The organism is Paraburkholderia caribensis (assembly GCF_002902945.1).
Lineage (GTDB): Bacteria > Pseudomonadota > Gammaproteobacteria > Burkholderiales > Burkholderiaceae > Paraburkholderia > Paraburkholderia caribensis.
Genome location: NZ_CP026101.1, coordinates 838,739 through 856,170, shown reverse-complemented (window position 1 = coordinate 856,170; position 17,432 = coordinate 838,739). Strand labels below are relative to the sequence as shown.

18 protein-coding genes and 3 tRNA genes are annotated in these 17,432 nt (G+C 62.2%); 12 read left to right on the top strand and 9 right to left on the bottom strand.

Features of this window, described 5'->3' with window-relative positions; all coding sequences use genetic code 11:
• Positions 1–154: 154 nt before the first annotated feature.
• Positions 155–751 carry a chorismate mutase gene (locus C2L66_RS03805; RefSeq protein ID WP_060601927.1) on the top strand — a complete coding sequence of 199 codons (597 nt, stop codon included), beginning with the start codon at positions 155–157 and terminating at the stop codon, positions 749–751.
• On the opposite strand, the gene C2L66_RS03800 is transcribed toward C2L66_RS03805, so the two are convergent.
• A complete protein-coding gene (locus C2L66_RS03800; protein ID WP_060601931.1) occupies positions 748–1,926 on the bottom strand; it encodes an exonuclease domain-containing protein in 1,179 nt (392 codons plus the stop codon). The two genes, C2L66_RS03805 and C2L66_RS03800, sit on opposite strands and share 4 nt — an antisense overlap.
• Positions 1,927–2,253: 327 nt before the next feature.
• Positions 2,254–2,457 carry a cold-shock protein gene (locus C2L66_RS03795; protein WP_007578158.1) on the bottom strand — a complete coding sequence of 68 codons (204 nt, stop codon included), beginning with the start codon at positions 2,455–2,457 and terminating at the stop codon, positions 2,254–2,256.
• Positions 2,458–2,864: 407 nt separating this feature from the next.
• Here C2L66_RS03795 and C2L66_RS03790 point away from each other — a divergent pair, with 407 nt between their 5' ends.
• Both C2L66_RS03790 and C2L66_RS03785 read left to right on the top strand, forming a co-directional pair.
• A complete protein-coding gene (locus C2L66_RS03790; protein ID WP_060601934.1) occupies positions 2,865–3,107 on the top strand; it encodes a hypothetical protein in 243 nt (80 codons plus the stop codon).
• Positions 3,108–3,641: 534 nt separating this feature from the next.
• Positions 3,642–4,790: a porin gene (locus tag C2L66_RS03785; RefSeq protein WP_054934012.1), complete on the top strand. Its 1,149-nt coding sequence runs from the start codon at positions 3,642–3,644 to the stop codon at positions 4,788–4,790.
• A gap of 126 nt (positions 4,791–4,916) precedes the next feature.
• Here C2L66_RS03785 and greB read toward each other — a convergent pair whose 3' ends face one another.
• On the bottom strand, positions 4,917–5,489 hold the full coding sequence (greB, locus tag C2L66_RS03780; RefSeq protein ID WP_054934011.1) for a transcription elongation factor GreB: 573 nt from the start codon (positions 5,487–5,489) through the stop codon (positions 4,917–4,919).
• A gap of 120 nt (positions 5,490–5,609) precedes the next feature.
• Here greB and C2L66_RS03775 point away from each other — a divergent pair.
• A tRNA-Arg gene (locus C2L66_RS03775) sits at positions 5,610–5,686 on the top strand.
• Positions 5,687–5,783: 97 nt separating this feature from the next.
• Positions 5,784–5,860: transfer RNA gene (locus tag C2L66_RS03770), tRNA-Arg, on the top strand.
• A gap of 108 nt (positions 5,861–5,968) precedes the next feature.
• Here C2L66_RS03770 and C2L66_RS03765 read toward each other — a convergent pair.
• The 5 genes from C2L66_RS03765 to C2L66_RS03745 form a co-directional block, all read right to left on the bottom strand.
• On the bottom strand, positions 5,969–6,460 hold the full coding sequence (locus C2L66_RS03765; RefSeq protein WP_060601937.1) for a phage protein NinX family protein: 492 nt from the start codon (positions 6,458–6,460) through the stop codon (positions 5,969–5,971).
• Between the two features lie 84 nt (positions 6,461–6,544).
• Positions 6,545–8,926 carry a RelA/SpoT family protein gene (locus C2L66_RS03760; protein WP_054934042.1) on the bottom strand — a complete coding sequence of 794 codons (2,382 nt, stop codon included), beginning with the start codon at positions 8,924–8,926 and terminating at the stop codon, positions 6,545–6,547.
• A 75-nt stretch (positions 8,927–9,001) separates the two neighbouring features.
• Entirely contained in the window at positions 9,002–9,205 is a 204-nt protein-coding gene (gene rpoZ, locus C2L66_RS03755) for a DNA-directed RNA polymerase subunit omega (protein ID WP_006025620.1), read from the bottom strand.
• Between the two features lie 62 nt (positions 9,206–9,267).
• Positions 9,268–9,948: a guanylate kinase gene (gmk, locus tag C2L66_RS03750; RefSeq protein WP_035989876.1), complete on the bottom strand. Its 681-nt coding sequence runs from the start codon at positions 9,946–9,948 to the stop codon at positions 9,268–9,270.
• A 16-nt stretch (positions 9,949–9,964) separates the two neighbouring features.
• Positions 9,965–10,888 (bottom strand): YicC/YloC family endoribonuclease, encoded by a 924-nt coding sequence (locus C2L66_RS03745; RefSeq protein ID WP_035989873.1) that lies wholly within the window; start codon positions 10,886–10,888, stop codon positions 9,965–9,967.
• A 308-nt stretch (positions 10,889–11,196) separates the two neighbouring features.
• Between C2L66_RS03745 and rph the strand changes: the two genes are divergently transcribed.
• From rph to C2L66_RS03710, 5 genes are all read left to right on the top strand, one after another.
• Entirely contained in the window at positions 11,197–11,937 is a 741-nt protein-coding gene (gene rph, locus C2L66_RS03735) for a ribonuclease PH (RefSeq protein ID WP_054934009.1), read from the top strand.
• On the top strand, positions 11,930–12,553 hold the full coding sequence (gene rdgB / locus C2L66_RS03730) for an RdgB/HAM1 family non-canonical purine NTP pyrophosphatase (RefSeq protein WP_060601942.1): 624 nt from the start codon (positions 11,930–11,932) through the stop codon (positions 12,551–12,553). The genes rph and rdgB overlap by 8 nt, the downstream gene beginning before the upstream one ends.
• Positions 12,550–13,764 (top strand): radical SAM family heme chaperone HemW, encoded by a 1,215-nt coding sequence (gene hemW, locus C2L66_RS03725; protein ID WP_060601944.1) that lies wholly within the window; start codon positions 12,550–12,552, stop codon positions 13,762–13,764. The genes rdgB and hemW overlap by 4 nt, the downstream gene beginning before the upstream one ends.
• A 57-nt stretch (positions 13,765–13,821) precedes the next feature.
• Positions 13,822–13,911: transfer RNA gene (locus C2L66_RS03720), tRNA-Ser, on the top strand.
• Positions 13,912–14,427: 516 nt separating this feature from the next.
• The gene (locus C2L66_RS03710; protein WP_054934006.1) at positions 14,428–14,934 is read left to right on the top strand and encodes an energy transducer TonB; all 507 of its coding nucleotides are present in this window, start codon (positions 14,428–14,430) and stop codon (positions 14,932–14,934) included.
• Positions 14,935–15,147: 213 nt separating this feature from the next.
• Here the strand turns inward: C2L66_RS03710 and C2L66_RS03705 are convergent, their stop codons facing one another.
• A complete protein-coding gene (locus C2L66_RS03705; RefSeq protein ID WP_148654585.1) occupies positions 15,148–15,339 on the bottom strand; it encodes a hypothetical protein in 192 nt (63 codons plus the stop codon).
• A gap of 178 nt (positions 15,340–15,517) precedes the next feature.
• On the opposite strand from C2L66_RS03705, the gene C2L66_RS03700 reads away from it, so the two are divergent.
• The gene (locus tag C2L66_RS03700) at positions 15,518–16,825 is read left to right on the top strand and encodes an MFS transporter (protein ID WP_060601950.1); all 1,308 of its coding nucleotides are present in this window, start codon (positions 15,518–15,520) and stop codon (positions 16,823–16,825) included.
• Positions 16,826–17,000: 175 nt separating this feature from the next.
• Positions 17,001–17,168, top strand: a complete 168-nt coding sequence (locus C2L66_RS41155; RefSeq protein WP_167352338.1) for a hypothetical protein — start codon at positions 17,001–17,003, stop codon at positions 17,166–17,168.
• The last annotated feature ends 264 nt before the right edge of the window (positions 17,169–17,432 follow it).

Below are 17,432 nucleotides of genomic sequence, written 5' to 3'. Positions count from 1 at the left end.
GTCATCGTGTCGCGCGTGCTCACGTTCCGTTCCACCTCGCCTCTCCTTCGCTCGGCCAGCGCGTGTTGCGCATGCATGGCGCATCTTTCCGCGCTTCGTCTATTCTTCTGTCTTTTCCCTTTCTCGAATGCGGCCGCGTGCTGCATCAAGCTCAATGACCCGTCCGAATTTCACCGGTGCGCTTGGCGCGATCCTGTTTGCTTCCGCCCTCGCCTTCACGCCGGGAGCCGCCCGCGCCGACGGCGACGACACCGCGCTGACGAATCTGATTGCACTGGCGTCGCAGCGCCTGGCGCTGGCCGAGCCTGTCGCGCGTTACAAGTGGGCGCATCATCAGCCGATCACCGATACGCCGCGCGAACAGGCCTTGCTCGCCGACGTCGAAAAGCGTGCAGCACGCGCGGGCGTAGACCCGGCGTTTGCGCATGAATTCTTCCAGGATCAGATCGATGCGAGCAAGGAAGTGCAGAACGCACTCTTCGACACGTGGCGCGCCAGCCGCCCGCCCGAAGGCGCGGCGCCGGATCTCGCGACGAGCCTCAGGCCGCAGCTGGACAAGTTGACGCAGTCGTTGATCACCGCGCTGGCGCGCGTTCAGACGCTGCGCGCGCAGGACGATTGCCCGACGCGCGTCGCGCGCGGCATCGACAACTGGAAGTCGCTCACCCGCTACGACAACACGCGCAACGCCGCGCTGACGCGCGCGCTCGGGCACGTGTGCGAATCGGGCGGCGTGGGAGCGACGGGCTAGGCTGCGTCGGCGGGCGCCGCTGCGGGGATCACGCTTGCAACGGTCTCCGCGGCCTGACGGCTGAGCGGCAACACACTCAGCCCGCGCGCGAGATGCGACTGCAAAACGCGCCACGTCGACAGCTCGAACGCGCCAACGACGCTCGCGGCGAGCAGCGTCGATGCCTCGGCCAGCGAGGGCGCGTGTCCGAGGTAGCGCCATTTATCCACCACATGGAACACGCGCGCGCCATCAGCCGCATCGCGCTCCTCGAACGCGATCGCACCGTCGTAAGGCCAGGGGGCGTCGGCGGGATCGGCGCGGCTCACGCGCGGCACGCGGTTATGCGGCGGGCGGAGCGCCGCGATCATTTGCGCTTCGGCAAGCAGCGCGCCGATTTCCCCGCCCGTGCCACGCCACTCGACGCGGCGCACCTGCTGCGCGAGCTTCAATTCTTTCGACGAACGGCGCTCGCCCGTCAGATGGGCACGCAGACGCTGGCGCACGCGCACACTTCGTCCGACGTAGAGCGGCGCGTCGTTCTCGTCAAAGAACGCGTAGACGCCGCAACCGGCGGGCGCGGTATCGAGCAGATCTTCCGTGATGTCGCCCGCGAGCCGGAACCGGCGCATGGTCTTATCGATTTGCGCGCGCAGCACGTCGACGGGAACGAGGCCGTGCAGCCGCTGCCAGAACTGCCAGAGCAGATCGGCGTCGGCAAGCGCGCGGTGCCGGTCCGACGGCACAAGCGCATGCCGTTCCACGAGCGCATCGAGGCCGTGACGCTTTTCGGCGGGAAAAAGCGCGCGCGACAGACGTACGGTGCACAACATGTCGGGATTGAACGCGTAGCCCGCGTGCTGGAACTCGCTGCGCAAAAAGCCTCGGTCGAAATTCGCGTTGTGCGCGATGAAGAGCTTGCCGTCGAGTCGCGCGAAAAGATCGGCAGCGATGGATTCGAAGGTGGGCGCGCCGCGCACCATCGCGTCGGTGATGCCCGTCAGCTGCTGGATGAAAGGCGGGATTGGCTGGCCAGGATCGACGAGCGTGGTCCAGGTGGATGCGCCATCCGGCCCCAGTTCGACAACGCCGATTTCGGTGATCCGATGAGCGCCGACGGAACCACCCGTCGTTTCCAGGTCGACAAAAACGATCGGCACATCGAGGGCCGGATCAGACAGAAGCAATTCAGACATGTGGGGAGACTGTGCAATGCATAACTCTGCACAAGTATGCACTATCGGCGGCGGGCGTTGCTCGGGCAATCTCAAGCAGTGGGATAGGACGGACCATCGGTAAAGCGGCCGGCGGGAATATGTTTATTCGATTGGACGATCATAAATAAATCATCAATCAGGGATTACACGAATATGACATATTGATGTCCAACCGAGGAAAACTCGCGGAAATTTTCGAACCGCATTTTTCCTCGCCCTACCGGAAGCGGATTAACTCCGAATTGCGGCAATAAAAAACCCTCGCGAACGAGGGTTTATCCTAAGAGCCAGCGGCTCAACCGCGCATTACAGCGGCTGGATGTTCGCAGCCTGCTTGCCCTTGGGCCCAGCCTTCACCTCGAACGACACGCGCTGGTTCTCCTTCAGCGACTTGAAGCCGTCTGCACGGATTTCCGAGAAATGCGCGAAGAGGTCCTCGCCGCCCGCATCGGACGTGATGAAGCCGAAGCCCTTAGCATCGTTGAACCATTTGACGATACCAGTTTCCATGTTCCACTTTCCCTCAATTTGATAAGACAGGCGATGCTCTTAATGCCGATTACGATTCACGATTCCGCAAACCGCAATATATGCACGATGCACAATCAGGGTTCCGCTATCGAAAATCCAGCAAGGCCATTTATAAAGGGAAGCCGATAGGGGCGTCAAGCGGTTTCAAATCAAAAACTGGATATACATCAAACGCGCTGTTAAAGCGGATATAGCGGCATCAATTATTCAGCCAATTCATAATTTTAACCGGTCTGAATTGCCGATCCGATTTGTCTAACAATAGCCTGTCAGAAATCTTTTCCTAAATGTAACAAAACGTGTCATTCGTAAGTGTTTCCACGACTTGTTAAGGTGATCTGTCAAACGCAACATTTCAACCAGCAGTTTGAAATCGGAGAAATGTCATGCTGTTTGATTCCCTTCGCCGTATCGCCGCACAACTGTTTCAATCAACGAAGGGTGCGCCGCCTTCCGAAACGCCTTCACAACGCCCGTCCCTGCTCGAGTTCGACCCGATGTGGCACGGCGATCACTGGCAGAACCTGCTGTCATCCCCAATGGACGCACGTCATTATGTGATCGAAGATTGGAGCCTGACGCCGGGACTCGAATTCGCTCCCGTCGGTCCGGATGGAAAGCTTCAATAAGCGAACCCGGAAGCAGGGCAAAAAAGGTAAAAAAAAAGCGCGACTCTTGTGAAGTCGCGCCGACAAAGGTTTGGAGATCTTTTTCGTCAACGAAAAAGTCTGCTTCGAAAAGCAGAGATTTCAGTATAGCGTTCGTTGTCGATTTGATTAGCTTCGACTCTCGCAATCTACTATTGCAGAGCTGACAACAATCGCTATTCAACGATTTTTGCGTTGTTTTCGCACGTCATTTCATGTCGTAATTGAACAACGCGCAAAGGTTGACACTTGGGGCTGGCACGAGCCAATCGGCCGCAAAGCCTTTATCAATAAGGCTTTCAGTCTCCATCCCGATAATTTCCTATCACGTAATACTTTATTGCTGATTTCGGAACGGCCAACGGGCGGGTCACGTCTCTACACTTTGCCTACCCGGAAACGAACGCACGTCGGTCACCGTGCGTTGTTCACGCGACTTTGCCTCTCGCAGCATTCGCGTGAAGTTTCCTTCAAGCCTGGGTTTCCAAAACCCATCCTGTTCTCGGAGTTACAAAGATGAAAAAGACTCTCATGGTCGCCGCCCTGTCGGGCGTATTTGCAACGGCAGCGCACGCACAGAGCAGCGTCACGCTGTACGGCCTGATCGACGCCGGTATCACCTACACGAACAACCAGCACGGCCACAGCAACTGGCAAATGACGAGCGGCTCGGTGAACGGCAGCCGTTTCGGCCTGCGCGGCGCTGAAGACCTCGGTGGCGGCCTGAAGGCGATCTTCACGTTGGAAAACGGCTTCGGCATCAATGACGGCACGATGAAGCAAGGCAGCCGTCTGTTCGGCCGTCAGGCATTCGTTGGCCTGGCAAGCGACCAGTTCGGCGCTGTGACCCTCGGCCGTCAATACGACAGCATGGTCGACTACGTTGGTCCGCTGTCGCTGACGGGCACGCAATACGGTGGCACGCAATTCGCACACCCGTTCGACAACGACAACCTGAACAACTCGTTCCGCGTCAACAACTCGGTCAAGTACCAGAGCGCGAACTACGCGGGCTTCAAGTTCGGCGCGTTGTACGGCTTCTCGAACCAGGCTGACGGCTTCGCGAACAACCGCGCATACAGCGCTGGCGCGTCGTACAGCTTCGCAGGCTTCAACCTCGCTGCTGCTTACCTGCAACTGAACAGCAACGGCGCAGCAAGCGGCGCGGCGTTCAACTCGGGTGGCGCAGTGTCGAGCGACAACACGTTCTTCGCTGGCCGCCAGCAAACGTGGGGTGCAGGCGCAAACTACACGTTCGGCCCGGCAACGGCTGGCCTCGTGTACACGCAAACGAACCTGTCGAGCCTGAACGGCATCGGCCAGGGCGCATCGGGCGTGTCGGGTGGTGTCGGCCTGAACGGCTCGAGCGCTCACTTCCAGAACTTCGAAGCGAACGCACGTTACGCGCTGACGCCGGCTCTGAGCATCGCTGGCTCGTACACGTACACGCGTGCAAGCCTGGAAGGCCAGCGTCCGCACTGGAACCAGTTCAACCTGCAAACGGCATACGCGCTGTCGAAGCGCACCGACGTGTACCTGCAAGGCGAATATCAGCAAGTCAGCGAAAACGGCTTGGGCATCAATGCCAACATCAACGGTCTGGGCGCGAGCTCGGGCAACGAGAAGCAAGTTGCTGTGACGGCTGGTCTGCGTCACCGCTTCTAAGCATCAGAAGTACTTGCAGCATGAAAAAGGCGCCGCTTGCGGCGCCTTTTTTTCGTCCGGACTCCGGCGTTCTGCCGGACTCGCTTCGCGCAGCATTCGCCTGCGCGTTCTTAGACGGTACAGGCCTCAGGCCTCCTCTTCCTCACGCGTCGGATACGCCACGTCGAGCACGTCGATCGGCTGCGGCCCGGCAGGCGTATGCAATATCACCTGATCGCCGACCTTCGCCTTCAGCAGCGCACGCGCAATGGGCGAAATCCAGCTCACGTGGCCTTCATCCAGATTCACCTCGTCGATGCCTACGATCCTCACCTTATGCGTCTCGCCGTCTTCCGTCGCGTATTCGACAGTCGCGCCGAAAAACACCTGATCGGTGTTTTCCTGCCGGCTGCTGTTCACCACTTCAGCGAGATCGATGCGCTTGGTGAGAAAGCGGATACGCCGGTCGATCTCGCGCAGCCTCCGCTTGCCGTAGATGTAATCGCCGTTCTCCGAGCGGTCGCCGTTCGACGCCGCCCACGACACCAGCTTCACGACTTCCGGCCGCGCCTCGTCGATCAGGTGCAGCAACTCGTCGCGCAGACGCCGATAGCCGGCGGGCGTGATGTAGTTCTTCGCGCCCGCCGGCATGTCGGGTTGCGCGGCTTCGAGATCGTCGTCGTTCTCGTCAGTTGATTCTTTGACAAAGGCTTTATTCATGGTGGTTCAGCGTTGAAGCGGACATCCGGATCTCCAGCCTACATGATACGGCTACTGTCACAAATTTCCCGGGCGCCCCTTCCCTTTTTCCGAGACCTTGCTATAATCTCATTTCTGCGTGCGGCTGTAGCTCAGTTGGATAGAGTACTTGGCTACGAACCAAGGGGTCGTGGGTTCGAATCCTGCCAGCCGCGCCACTTTTTTACGAGGGCCTTCCTCCGGGAAGGCCCTTTCGTTTCACCGAGGTGTACGCAAAGCGGTATGTGCGTCGCCCGAGCAGTTCAAGTTTAGCGTGCGGCTGTAGCTCAGTTGGATAGAGTACTTGGCTACGAACCAAGGGGTCGTGGGTTCGAATCCTGCCAGCCGCGCCACCCATGAAGGGCCTTCCATCCGGAAGGCCCTTTGTCTTTTCCCCTCCCGCTTTTCGTCTCTTCTCTTCGGCGGCGAACCTTCCAGGCGACACCGAACAGCCCGTTGCTTCAGCGCGGCGCCGACTTGATATCGCCAATCTCACCATCCGGTTTCGGCAGTTCGTTCTCGATGCCCAGCGGCGACGTCTGCTCGCCGATCGGCGTCGCCCGTGGGCCAAACAGCGACTGCGGCTGGCGGAGAACGTCGTCGACGGTATCGCCGAACTGGCTGAGGACAAACGCCCTCAGAAGCGCGATCCGCAACGATTCGCCATGCGCGGACACCGTGCGGTGGCCACCCTCGAAGTCCGCGACGCAATGTGCAGCGCCGTCGCGCGTGCGATCGCGCACTTCGAGCCGCTGCGCGCGCTCGAGCACGACGGCCGCCGCCTCCCATGATGTCGACGGCGTAAAGCGCCCATCCCACGGGCGGCCACGATCGTTGCCGCGAATCGAGACGACGCGCCCGCTGTCGGTAAAGTAGATTTCGCGCACGAAGTCGTGCAGGCTGCGGGCGACCCAGTAGTCGAGCGCCAGATCGGAGAGATCAGCTACGTTCATCGCGTTGTTCCTGTGGACAGGCAAAGGCGGAGCGTCATCGTGCCAACTATGTGCAAGCGACGCGCCCGCCTCTCAACTTCGATTTCAGTAATCGGCGCGCTCGCGGTCGATCCGCATGCCGCCGTCGTGATGACGATGCCCTTCTTCGCTCGGCCGTTCGCGCGCGATGCGCATCACGTCGAGATTGGTCCGCACGCGGCGCATCACGTTGGCCAGATGCACACGGTCGCTGACCTGGATGACGAAGCGCAACACCGTCGATTCCTGCGACTGATCTTCATCCATCGCAATGTGAACGATGTTCGCGTCGGCGGACGTGATATCCGCGGCAACGCGTGCGAACACGCCCTTCGTATTCTTGACCAGCACCTTGACCGCGACATCGAACAGGCGGCCGGGCTGCGGCGCCCATGCGACGTCGATCCAGCGGCCCGGGTCGCGCCGGTGAATGCGCTGCGCGACGCGGCAATCGGTGGTGTGGATGGCCATGCCGAGGCCGATGCCGATGTAGCCCATGATGTCGTCGCCGGGAATCGGGCGGCAGCAGGCCGACAACTGCACCGACATGCCTTCCGTGCCCGTGATGACCACGGGCGGCGCAGTCGACGTGCCATGTTCGCGCGGGTGATCGTCGTCGCCGTCGTGGCCCTCGCGACCGTTCATCAGCACTTCGATCCGCTTGGCCATCACAGCCGCCACACGCCTGCCCAGACCGATATCCGCGAAGATTTCCTGACGGTTTTTGTTGCCCGTCCACAGCACGAGCTTGTCCCACACTTCCGGCGTGACGTCGGAGAGCGCGAGGCCATAGCCCTTGAGCGACTGATCGACTAGACGTTCGCCCAACTGCACCGACTCGTTCAGGCGCATCGTCTTCAGATAGTGGCGAATCGCGGTGCGCGCCTTGCCGGTGCGCACGAAGCCGAGCCACGCAGGGTTTGGCTTCGAATACGGCGCCGTGATCACTTCGACGATATCGCCGCTCTTCAACTCGGTGCGCAGCGGCAGCAGTTCATTGTTGATCTTCACGGCGACGCACTGGTTGCCCAGGTCGCTGTGGATCGAATACGCGAAGTCGAGCGCCGTGGCGCCGCGCGGCAGCGCCATGATTTTCGACTTCGGCGTAAACACGTAGACGGCATCCGGGAACAGGTCGATCTTCACGTGTTCGAGGAATTCGCTCGAATCGCCGACTTCGCTCTGGATGTCGAGCAGCGACTTGAGCCACTGATGCGCGCGCTTTTGCACGTCGTTCAGATCGGCGCCGCCGTTCTTGTACAGCCAGTGCGCGGCGACGCCCGCTTCCGCGATCTCGTGCATCTTGCGCGTGCGCACCTGGAATTCAATGGGCGCGCCGAACGGGCCGACCAGCGTGGTATGCAGCGACTGATAGCCGTTGACCTTCGGGATCGCGATGTAGTCCTTGAACTTGCCCGGCACCGGCTTGTAGAGCGCATGCAACGCGCCAAGGCAGGTGTAGCACTCGAGCGGGTTCTCGACGACCACGCGGAAGCCGTACACGTCCAGCACCTGAGAGAACGACAACTGCTTGTCGCGCATCTTCTTGTAGATGCTGAAGATGGTTTTCTCGCGGCCCGTCACTTCGGCATCGAGCTTCGCGTCCGAGATGGCGCGCTGCACAGACTCGAGAATCTTGCCGACCACTTCGCGGCGATTGCCGCGCGCAGCCTTCACCGCTTTTTCGAGCGTCGCGTAACGGTGCGGATTGAAGTTCGCGAAGCTCAGGTCCTGCAGCTCGCGATAGGTATTGTTCAGGCCGAGCCGGTGCGCGATGGGCGCATAAATATCGAGCGTTTCGCGCGCGACGCGGCGGCGCTTTTCCGGCGGCACGGCGCCGAGCGTGCGCATGTTGTGCAGCCGGTCCGCGAGCTTAACGAGGATCACGCGCACATCACGCGCCATCGCGAGCAGCATCTTGCGGAAGTTCTCCGCCTGCGCTTCCTCGCGGCTGCGGAACTCCATCTTGTCCAGCTTCGACAACCCGTCGACCAGTTCCGCGACCTTCGGGCCGAACCGCTCCGCGAGTTCGGTCTTGGTCACGCCCTGGTCTTCCATCACGTCGTGCAGCAGCGCCGCCATGATCGACTGCGCGTCGAGCTTCCAGGCCGCGCACGTTTCCGCGACGGCAACCGGGTGCGTGATGTAGGGTTCGCCACTTTGACGGTATTGCCCGAGGTGGGCTTCGTCGCTGAAGTGGAAGGCCGCCTTGACCTCTTTGATCTCTTCCGGGCTCAGGTAGTCCGAAAGCGCAGTGGTCAGCTTGGCGATGGAGACGACGTCATGCCGGCGCGGCTGCTCCGGCGTGGCGGTCGGTCCGAACAGATGACGAAACGATTGTTCGAGGACCGCGTCGATGTACTTGCGTGCAGACGATGGCGAGTCGCTATCGTGTTCGTGGGCAGCGTGGTCCACTTCCGTGGCGGATGGCGAGGGGTCGGTGCTCATGGTCGCCTCCGTGTCGATAGTGCCGTCTGCACGCATGGGGTTGAGTTACATGACGATCAAACGTTGAAGCGCGCCTTAGACGGGCACCTTCTTCAGCATTTCGACGCCAACCTGGCCAGCCGCGATCTCACGCAACGCGACCACCGTGGGCTTGTCGCGGCTTTCGATTTTCGGCGTGTGGCCTTGAGCGAGCTGACGTGCGCGATAGGTCGCGGCAAGCGCCAGTTCGAAGCGATTCGGGATCTGTTTCAGACAGTCTTCGACGGTAATGCGGGCCATGTTGAAAATTCCTTCTCTGTATGTTGGTTATTCTACCTTATGTCCTTCCGACCTCGCCCGTATCACGCGTGCGGCAAGTGAATGCCGAGCTGCATGAAGAGGTCCGTGTGGCGCGCGTATTGCGATGCGAAGCGCGAGCGCGTCGCCGACACGAGGCATTGCAGTTCCGCGAGCGCGCGGTCGAAGTTTTCGTTGATCACGACGTACTCCGCTTCCGCCGCGTGCGCCATCTCGCTGCCCGCTGCGAGAAGGCGTCGCGTGATCACGTTCGGCTCGTCCTGGCCGCGCTTTTTCAGACGCTCTTCGAGCGCTTCGAGCGACGGCGGCAAGATGAAAATCTCCACAGCATTGCGGAACTGCTTCTTCACCTGCTGCGCGCCCTGCCAGTCGATTTCGAGCAGCACGTCATGGCCGCTTTTCATCTGCTCTTCGATCCACACGCGCGAGGTCGCGTAGTAGTTGCCGTGCACTTCCGCGCTTTCGAGAAACTCGCCCGCGTCGTGCCGTTGCAAGAAGTCTTCGACCGTCGTGAAGTGATAGTGCTCGCCGTCCTGCTCCTTCGGACGCGGCGGGCGCGTGGTGTACGAAATCGACAGACGGATCGCCGGGTCGCGCGCGAGCAGCGCGTTGACGAGCGTCGACTTGCCGGCGCCCGACGGCGCGACAACCATGAACAGGTTGCCGGGATAGACGCCTGCGTACGGATTGCGCGGCGCGCTGCTTTCGCGTTTGGTTTCGGTCATGCTGGTGAGACTCCCGTTACTCCAGGTTTTGTACTTGTTCGCGCATCTGTTCGATGAGCAGCTTGAGCGTCATCGACGAATCCGCGAGTTCCTTCGCGGCCGCTTTCGAGCCCAGCGTGTTCGCTTCGCGGTTCAGCTCCTGCATCATGAAGTCCAGACGCTTGCCGACCTTGCCGCCCTTTTGAATCACATGGCGCGTTTCGTTCAGATGCGCGGTGAGGCGCGACAGTTCTTCCGCGATGTCGATGCGAATGCCGTACATCGTCACTTCCTGACGGATGCGCTCGGCGATCTCTTCGCGCGACACGATCGTCGCCGACTGGTCCGGCGCGGCGATGCCGAGTGCTTCCTGCAACCGCTCGACGATCTTCTGCTGATGCCTGGCGATCAGTTCCGGCACGAGCGGCGTGATCTTCGTGACGATCGCTTCCATCTCGCTGACGTTGTTCAGCAGCATGGTCGCGAGTTGCGCGCCTTCGCGGCCGCGCACGTCGATCAGATCGCCGATTGCCTGTTTGCCGCATTCGAGCACGGCATCGCGCAGCACTTCCGGCGACACACCGCTCTCGGCGAGCACGCCAGGCCAGCGCAAAATTTCGCCCGTGCGCAGACGGCCCGCGTCCGGAAACGATTCGAGCACCGCGCGCTCCAGCGCAGCGAGTTGCGCGAGCGCGTCGCGATTGAGCGCGCCCGCGTTCGCCGACTGCTCGCTGCGCTGCAGGTTGATACGGATATCGACCTTGCCGCGCGACAGCTTGTTCATCAGCATTTCGCGCAGCGTCGGCTCGCAGACGCGCACGTCTTCCGGCATGCGGAAGTTGAGGTCGAGAAAGCGCGAGTTCACCGTGCGCAATTCGACGGACACGCTGATGCCGCCATTGCCCGTTGCCGCTGCGAGTTCGCGCGTGGCGCTCGCATAGCCAGTCATACTGTAGATCATGATGGGTCTCGCGATTGTGGCCGCGCGAACATCGCATCGCACGACCAGGGATTCGAGTCGCCCGGCGTTTACGAGACGCGAGGCGGAGAACGCGCATTATCCCATTTTTACCGGCGACACCTGCCGGAAGCGGCCTTCGGGTAAGCCCGGGCAAACGGCTTGCGCAACGCATTGGCCGGCGCGCTGGCAGTCAGCGCGCCCGGCGCGGCGCATCGGGTTGAGGCGCGCGGGCGGCGGCGGCGCGATCGGCGGTAAAATTGCGGTTTGCTTCCGCCTTCTCTTCCCCTCCATCCCCTTCAATTCCGACGATGAACGACACCACGAAACGCCCCAGCGGCCGCGCCGCCGATCAGCTGCGCGACGTGCGCATCACGCGCCATTACACGAAGCACGCGGAAGGCTCCGTGCTGGTCGAATTCGGCGATACCAAGGTGATCTGCACGGCGAGCGTCGCCGAAAGCGTGCCCGCGTTCCTGCGCGACCGCGGCCAGGGATGGCTGACGGCCGAATACGGCATGCTGCCGCGCGCGACGCACACGCGCAGCGACCGCGAAGCCGCGCGTGGCAAGCAGACGGGCCGCACGCAGGAAATCCAGCGTTTGATCGGCCGGGCGCTGCGCTCGGTGTTCGATCTCGAACGGCTCGGCGCGCGCACGATCAATATCGATTGCGATGTGATCCAGGCCGACGGGGGCACGCGCACGGCGAGCATCACGGGCGCCTTCGTCGCCGCGCACGACGCCGTCGCGAAGCTGCTCGCGACCGGCCGCATCGAAACCTCGCCGATCAACGATTACGTCGCGGCCATTTCCGTCGGCGTGTTCGACGGCCTGCCCGTGCTCGATCTCGACTACGACGAGGACTCGCAGTGCGACACCGACATGAACGTCGTGATGACGGGCGACGGCGGTTTCGTCGAGATTCAGGGCACGGCGGAAGGCGTGCCGTTTTCGCGCGACGAAATGAACAAGCTGCTCGATCTGGCGCAAAGCGGCATCAGGACGCTGATCGACAAGCAAAAGGAAGCACTGGAGTTGAAGGGTGACTGATCGAAAAGACAACGCGCTGGGCAGGATCGTGCTCGCGTCGAACAACGCGGGCAAGCTGCGCGAGTTCGCGGCGCTGTTCGGCACAGCGGGCATCGAGCTGATCCCGCAAGGCGCGCTGAACGTGCCGGAGGCGGAAGAGCCGCATCCGACCTTCGTCGAGAACGCGCTGACGAAGGCGCGTCATGCATCGAAGCTGACAGGTCTGCCCGCCATCGCCGACGATTCCGGCTTGTGCGTGCGCGCATTGCGCGGCGCGCCTGGCGTGTATTCGGCGCGTTACGCGCAACTTGCGGGCGGCGAGAAAAGCGACGCGGCGAACAATGCGCGCCTCGTCGAACAACTGAACGGCGTGAGCGATCGCCGCGCGTACTACTTCTGCGTGCTCGCGCTCGTGCGCCACGCCGACGACCCGGAGCCGCTGATCGCCGAAGGCCGCTGGCACGGCGAGATGCTCGATGCGCCGCGCGGCGCGCATGGCTTCGGCTACGATCCGTACTTCTTTTTGCCCGCGCTGAACGCGACGGCAGCCGAGCTCGCGCCCGCGTTGAAGAACGCGAGCAGCCACCGCGCGATGGCGTTGCAACAGCTGTTCGCGCGGCTGAAGGAGGAGCAGTGAGCCACGCATCCACGACGGCAGCCGGCGTGATCAAGGCCTTCACGTCGCCCGGCAGCATCCGTCTGACCTCGCTGCCGCCGCTCGCGCTTTATGTGCACTTTCCGTGGTGCGTGCGCAAGTGTCCGTACTGCGACTTCAACTCGCACGAGTCGAAAGGCGGCGCGTTTCCCGAGGATGATTACCTCGACGCGCTGCGCAGCGATCTCGAACAGGCGCTGCCGCTCGTGTGGGGACGGCAGGTGCATACGGTGTTCATCGGCGGCGGGACGCCGAGCCTGATGTCGGCGAAGGGGCTCGATCGTCTCCTGTCCGACGTGCGCGCGCTGCTGCCGCTCGATGCCGACGCCGAAATCACGCTCGAAGCGAACCCCGGCACGTTCGAAGCCGACAAGTTCGCGCAATTCCGCGCAAGCGGCGTGAACCGCCTGTCGGTCGGCATCCAGAGCTTCAACGAGACGCATCTGAAGGCGCTCGGCCGCATTCACGACGCGGCGCAGGCGCGCCATGCCGTCGAGGTGGCCGCGAACACATTCGACAACTTCAATCTCGACCTGATGTTCGCGCTGCCGAAGCAGACTCTCGCCGAATGCCAGGCCGACATCGAGACGGCGCTGTCGTTCGCGCCGCCGCATCTGTCGCTGTATCACCTGACGCTCGAGCCGAACACGTTGTTCGCGAAGTTTCCGCCGCCGCTCCCCGATGACGATTCGTCCGCCGACATGCAGGACTGGATTCACGAACGCACGCGCGAAGCGGGCTATGAGCGCTACGAGGTGTCGGCGTATGCGAAGCCCCATCGGCAGAGCAAGCACAACCTGAACTACTGGCGCTTTGGCGACTATCTCGGCATCGGCGCGGGTGCGCATACGAAGCTGTCGTTTCCGAACCGCATCCTGCGGCAGATGCGTTACAAGCATCCCGCGACGTTCATCGAAGAGGCGCGTTCGGGCAATGCCGTGCAGGAAGAGCATGAAGTCGGCGCACGCGATCTGCCGTTCGAATTCATGCTGAATGCGCTGCGGCTGGTGGAAGGGTTTCCGGTGCATCGGTTCATCGAGCGCACGGGTCTGCCGATGACATCGATCGAGCCGGCGTTGCTGGAAGCGGAGCGTCGCGGGCTGATCACGCGCGACTACGAAAAGATCGCGCCGACGCCGCTCGGCCAGGCATTCCTCAACGATCTTCAAGGGCTGTTTTTGAAGGATTCGTGAGCGGGCTCGTGGTTTGTTGCCCGACGGCGTGGCGTTCCAGGTTACAATTTCGGGCTCGGAGGGTTGGCAGAGCGGTTGAATGCACCGGTCTTGAAAACCGGCGAGGCTTTACGGCCTCCGTGGGTTCGAATCCCACACCCTCCGCCAGATACTTTCTTCAGCTTGCCTGCGACTCGATCTCTAACGAGTCAAACTCAACCGCAAGCTCCGCCCCGCACGTCGAGCAAACCTGCGCCACGACTCCCGGCTGCTTGTCGGTCCATCGTTCAGCCTTCGCGAGTCTGTGCTGCGCTTTCTCGAATCGCGGCATGCCTGGCGCGAGGATTTCGATCGCATAGACGATATTCTGAAACGCGAGATTTTCGAGCACGCATCGACGCGTCCCAACGAACGACACGGATGCGCGTCGATGTTGCAGAGTCAGGCCTAGCGTCAGCGTCTCCCGCTCTTTCGATAAGATTGTCCATGTGGAGATTTACGAAGCGGGAATCGAAACAGGTTCGCGCATTACCGCACCCCCTTTGCAAAATATCGTCAACGCGCTGCCCGCGCCAACGCCATGCCCCACGCATGCGCGCCACCGCTCACATCCGTAGCAACGCTCATTGAATCGCAACACGCATCGTCTACGATGAAGATACATCTCGCGTGCGAGTTATTGTGATGTCTACCCTCTCGCTTCCCGGCCGCATCAACCCAACATTCAGGCGAACAGCGGCACTCGCCTTCGCGCTGCTCTGCGCAGGCTGCAACTTCACCGTCACGCCGCCGGAGCGACCCGCGGTCGTCACGCCACCGCCCGCCGCGATCAACAGCCTGACACTCGATCAGTACCGCTCGGTCGTCGCGCAACGCATCATCGAACGCAATCCGTCGTATGTGCTGCGCGGCAATCCGCAGGCGATGCTACGCTCGCTCGTCGTCGTGTCGTTCATCGTGGATCGCAATGGACAGATCGTCGCATCGAACGTCTATCGCACGAACGGCGACGACGAAGCGGAGAGCACGGCGCTCGCGACCTTGCGACGCTCGGCGCCCTTGCCTCTGCCGCCGCCGAAGCTGCTGAACGCCAAGGGCCAGGTGGAAATGTTCGAAGACTGGCTCTTCAACGACAACGGCAAGTTCCAGTTGCGCACGTTCGCGTCGCCGCAGGCACAAACGATCGATTGAAAACTCGCCCGGTGCGCCAGGGGTTTCCGCGAAAGCAGCGGCTCGACCACCATTGTTCGGCTGCCTGCCGCGAGCGCAAATCGAAGCGAACCGAAGCGCATCTGAACGAAACGGAAGCGGACACAACCGCGAACCGAACCGCTCCTACGAAGCCGCAAGCAACAACACCCGGCGCGCGCCTTGCTGTGCGCCGCCCGCCCTCGCTATAATTTTTTAAATATCCGCCGGAATCTCCGGCCATCGCTGCGTGCCGCGCGCCCACCCGCCCGCCGCGCGCAGCGCGACCGTCACGTTGCCGCGCCACCCGCGCGCGCGTCCGCCCGGTTTGCATCGTGCCTCGCTTTCGCGCCGCTTCAGCCGTTCCGACGGCAACGCAACGCGCGCAATCCCGTCAGCACGTTGCAAGCTGTCGACTCGTTGCACACGCAACGTCTCGCGTAGCAGGTTCGCCCGCACCGCTGTTCGCCACGATGTGGGCACAATGGCGCGCGCACCCGCTTCGCCCCGCGCCTAGACGCATATACAGACGCACAAACGCACGCCGCCCGCCCCGCGGCTGCGTCACGACATTTGGAGACCCTGCATGTCCACATCGCCCCTTTCCAGCGCACAGCCCGGCGCAGACCGAAAGAGCAGCGCTTCGCGCGTGATCTTCGCGAGCTTCATCGGCACCGCGATCGAGTTCTACGACTTCTACGTCTACGCAACAGCCGCCGCGCTCGTCATCGGCCCGGTGTTTTTCCCGCACGGCTCGGCGACGGCGCAAGCCCTGTCGGCGTTCGTCACATTCGGCATCGCGTTCATCGCGCGGCCAATCGGCTCGTTCCTGTTCGGCCACTTCGGCGACCGCATCGGCCGCAAATCGACGCTCGTTGCGTCACTGCTGGTGATGGGCCTGTCGACGACGCTGATCGGCTTCGTCCCCGGCTACGACTCGATCGGAAGCCTCGCGCCGATCCTGTTGTGCGTACTGCGCTTCGGCCAGGGCATCGGCCTCGGCGGCGAATGGGGCGGCGCCGCCCTGCTCGCAACCGAGAACGCGCCGGCAGGCAAGCGCGGCTGGTTCGGCATGTTCCCGCAACTCGGGCCGTCGATCGGCTTTCTCGCCTCCAACGGCCTGTTCTTCGGCCTCGCGCTGTCGCTGTCCGACGAACAGTTCCGCAGTTGGGGCTGGCGCGTGCCGTTCATCGTCAGCGCGGTGCTGGTCGCGCTTGGCCTGTACGTGCGTCTGAAAATCGCGGAAACGCCGGCGTTCCAGGCAGCGATCGACCGTCAGGAGCGCGTGCGCGTGCCCGTGGCGACGCTGCTCAGCCGCCATCTCGGTCCCGTGCTGCTCGGCGCATTCGCAATGGTCGTCTGCTACACGCTGTTCTATATCTCGACGGTGTTCTCGCTGTCGTACGGCGTGTCTGCGCTGCATATCTCGCGTCAGAGCTTCCTCGGCATGCTGTGCGTCGCGGTCGTCTTCATGGCGCTCGCGACGCCGCTGTCCGCATGGGCCAGCGACCGCTTCGGGCGCAAGCCGGTGCTGATCGTCGGCTGTATCGCCGCGATCCTGTCGGGCTTCACGATGGCGCCCTTGCTCGGCAGCGGCTCGATGCCGCTCGTGCAACTGTTTCTCATCATCGAGCTGTTCCTGATGGGCGTCACGTTCGCACCGATGGGCGCGCTGCTGCCCGAACTGTTCCCGACCAACGTGCGCTACACGGGCGCCGGCGTCGCGTACAACCTGGGCGGGATTCTGGGCGCATCGGTGGCGCCCTACATCGCGCAGATGCTGGCGGCGAAGGGCGGCCTGTCGTGGGTGGGACTGTACGTGTCCGCTGCCGCCGTGGTGAGCATGGTCGGCGTGCTGTGCATGCGCGAAACGCGCGACACGCGGCTGATGTAATTCATCGGCTGCAGGCGTAAGCCGAAAGCGAAACGGCCCCGGCGCGATGCACTGCGCCGGGGCCGTTTTTATTTTGTGAGCCTGTTGGAGAAGCGTGAGTCCGTACGAACGAGAGCCGGGAAACTCCCGTGCTTGCCGCCGTTTTCACGTAATCATGCTGCACGGGGAGGCATCGATGAACTTTCGTTTAGGCGACGCGGATATCGTCATCATCGCGCTGGCGCTGCCTGGCTCGCTGCTGCTCGCGCTGCGCTTCAGGCCGGTGAGCTGGAAGGGATCGTCGTCGAAACGGTGGCCGCCAATCTGGCCGCGATCGCCGCTGTTGTCGCTTTCGAAGTGCTGATGGCCTGAGCGGCCACCAGCATCCATTGCCCGATCAGCGATAGTAGTAGCCGTGATGGTGATAGCCACCACCGTCCGGCACCACGATACAGCCGCTCAGCGATGCCGCCAGCAGCGCGCCCGTCGTCAAAGCCAGGATCAAGCGTTTCACGTTTTTTCTCCCTTTCGAGTCAGTATCGTTTTATTCGAGCGAACCCCGAATGACCTCGATTGAACACGAACCCGACGGCGGCGGCCGTTGCAATTTGTAAGCATCGGCTGTGCT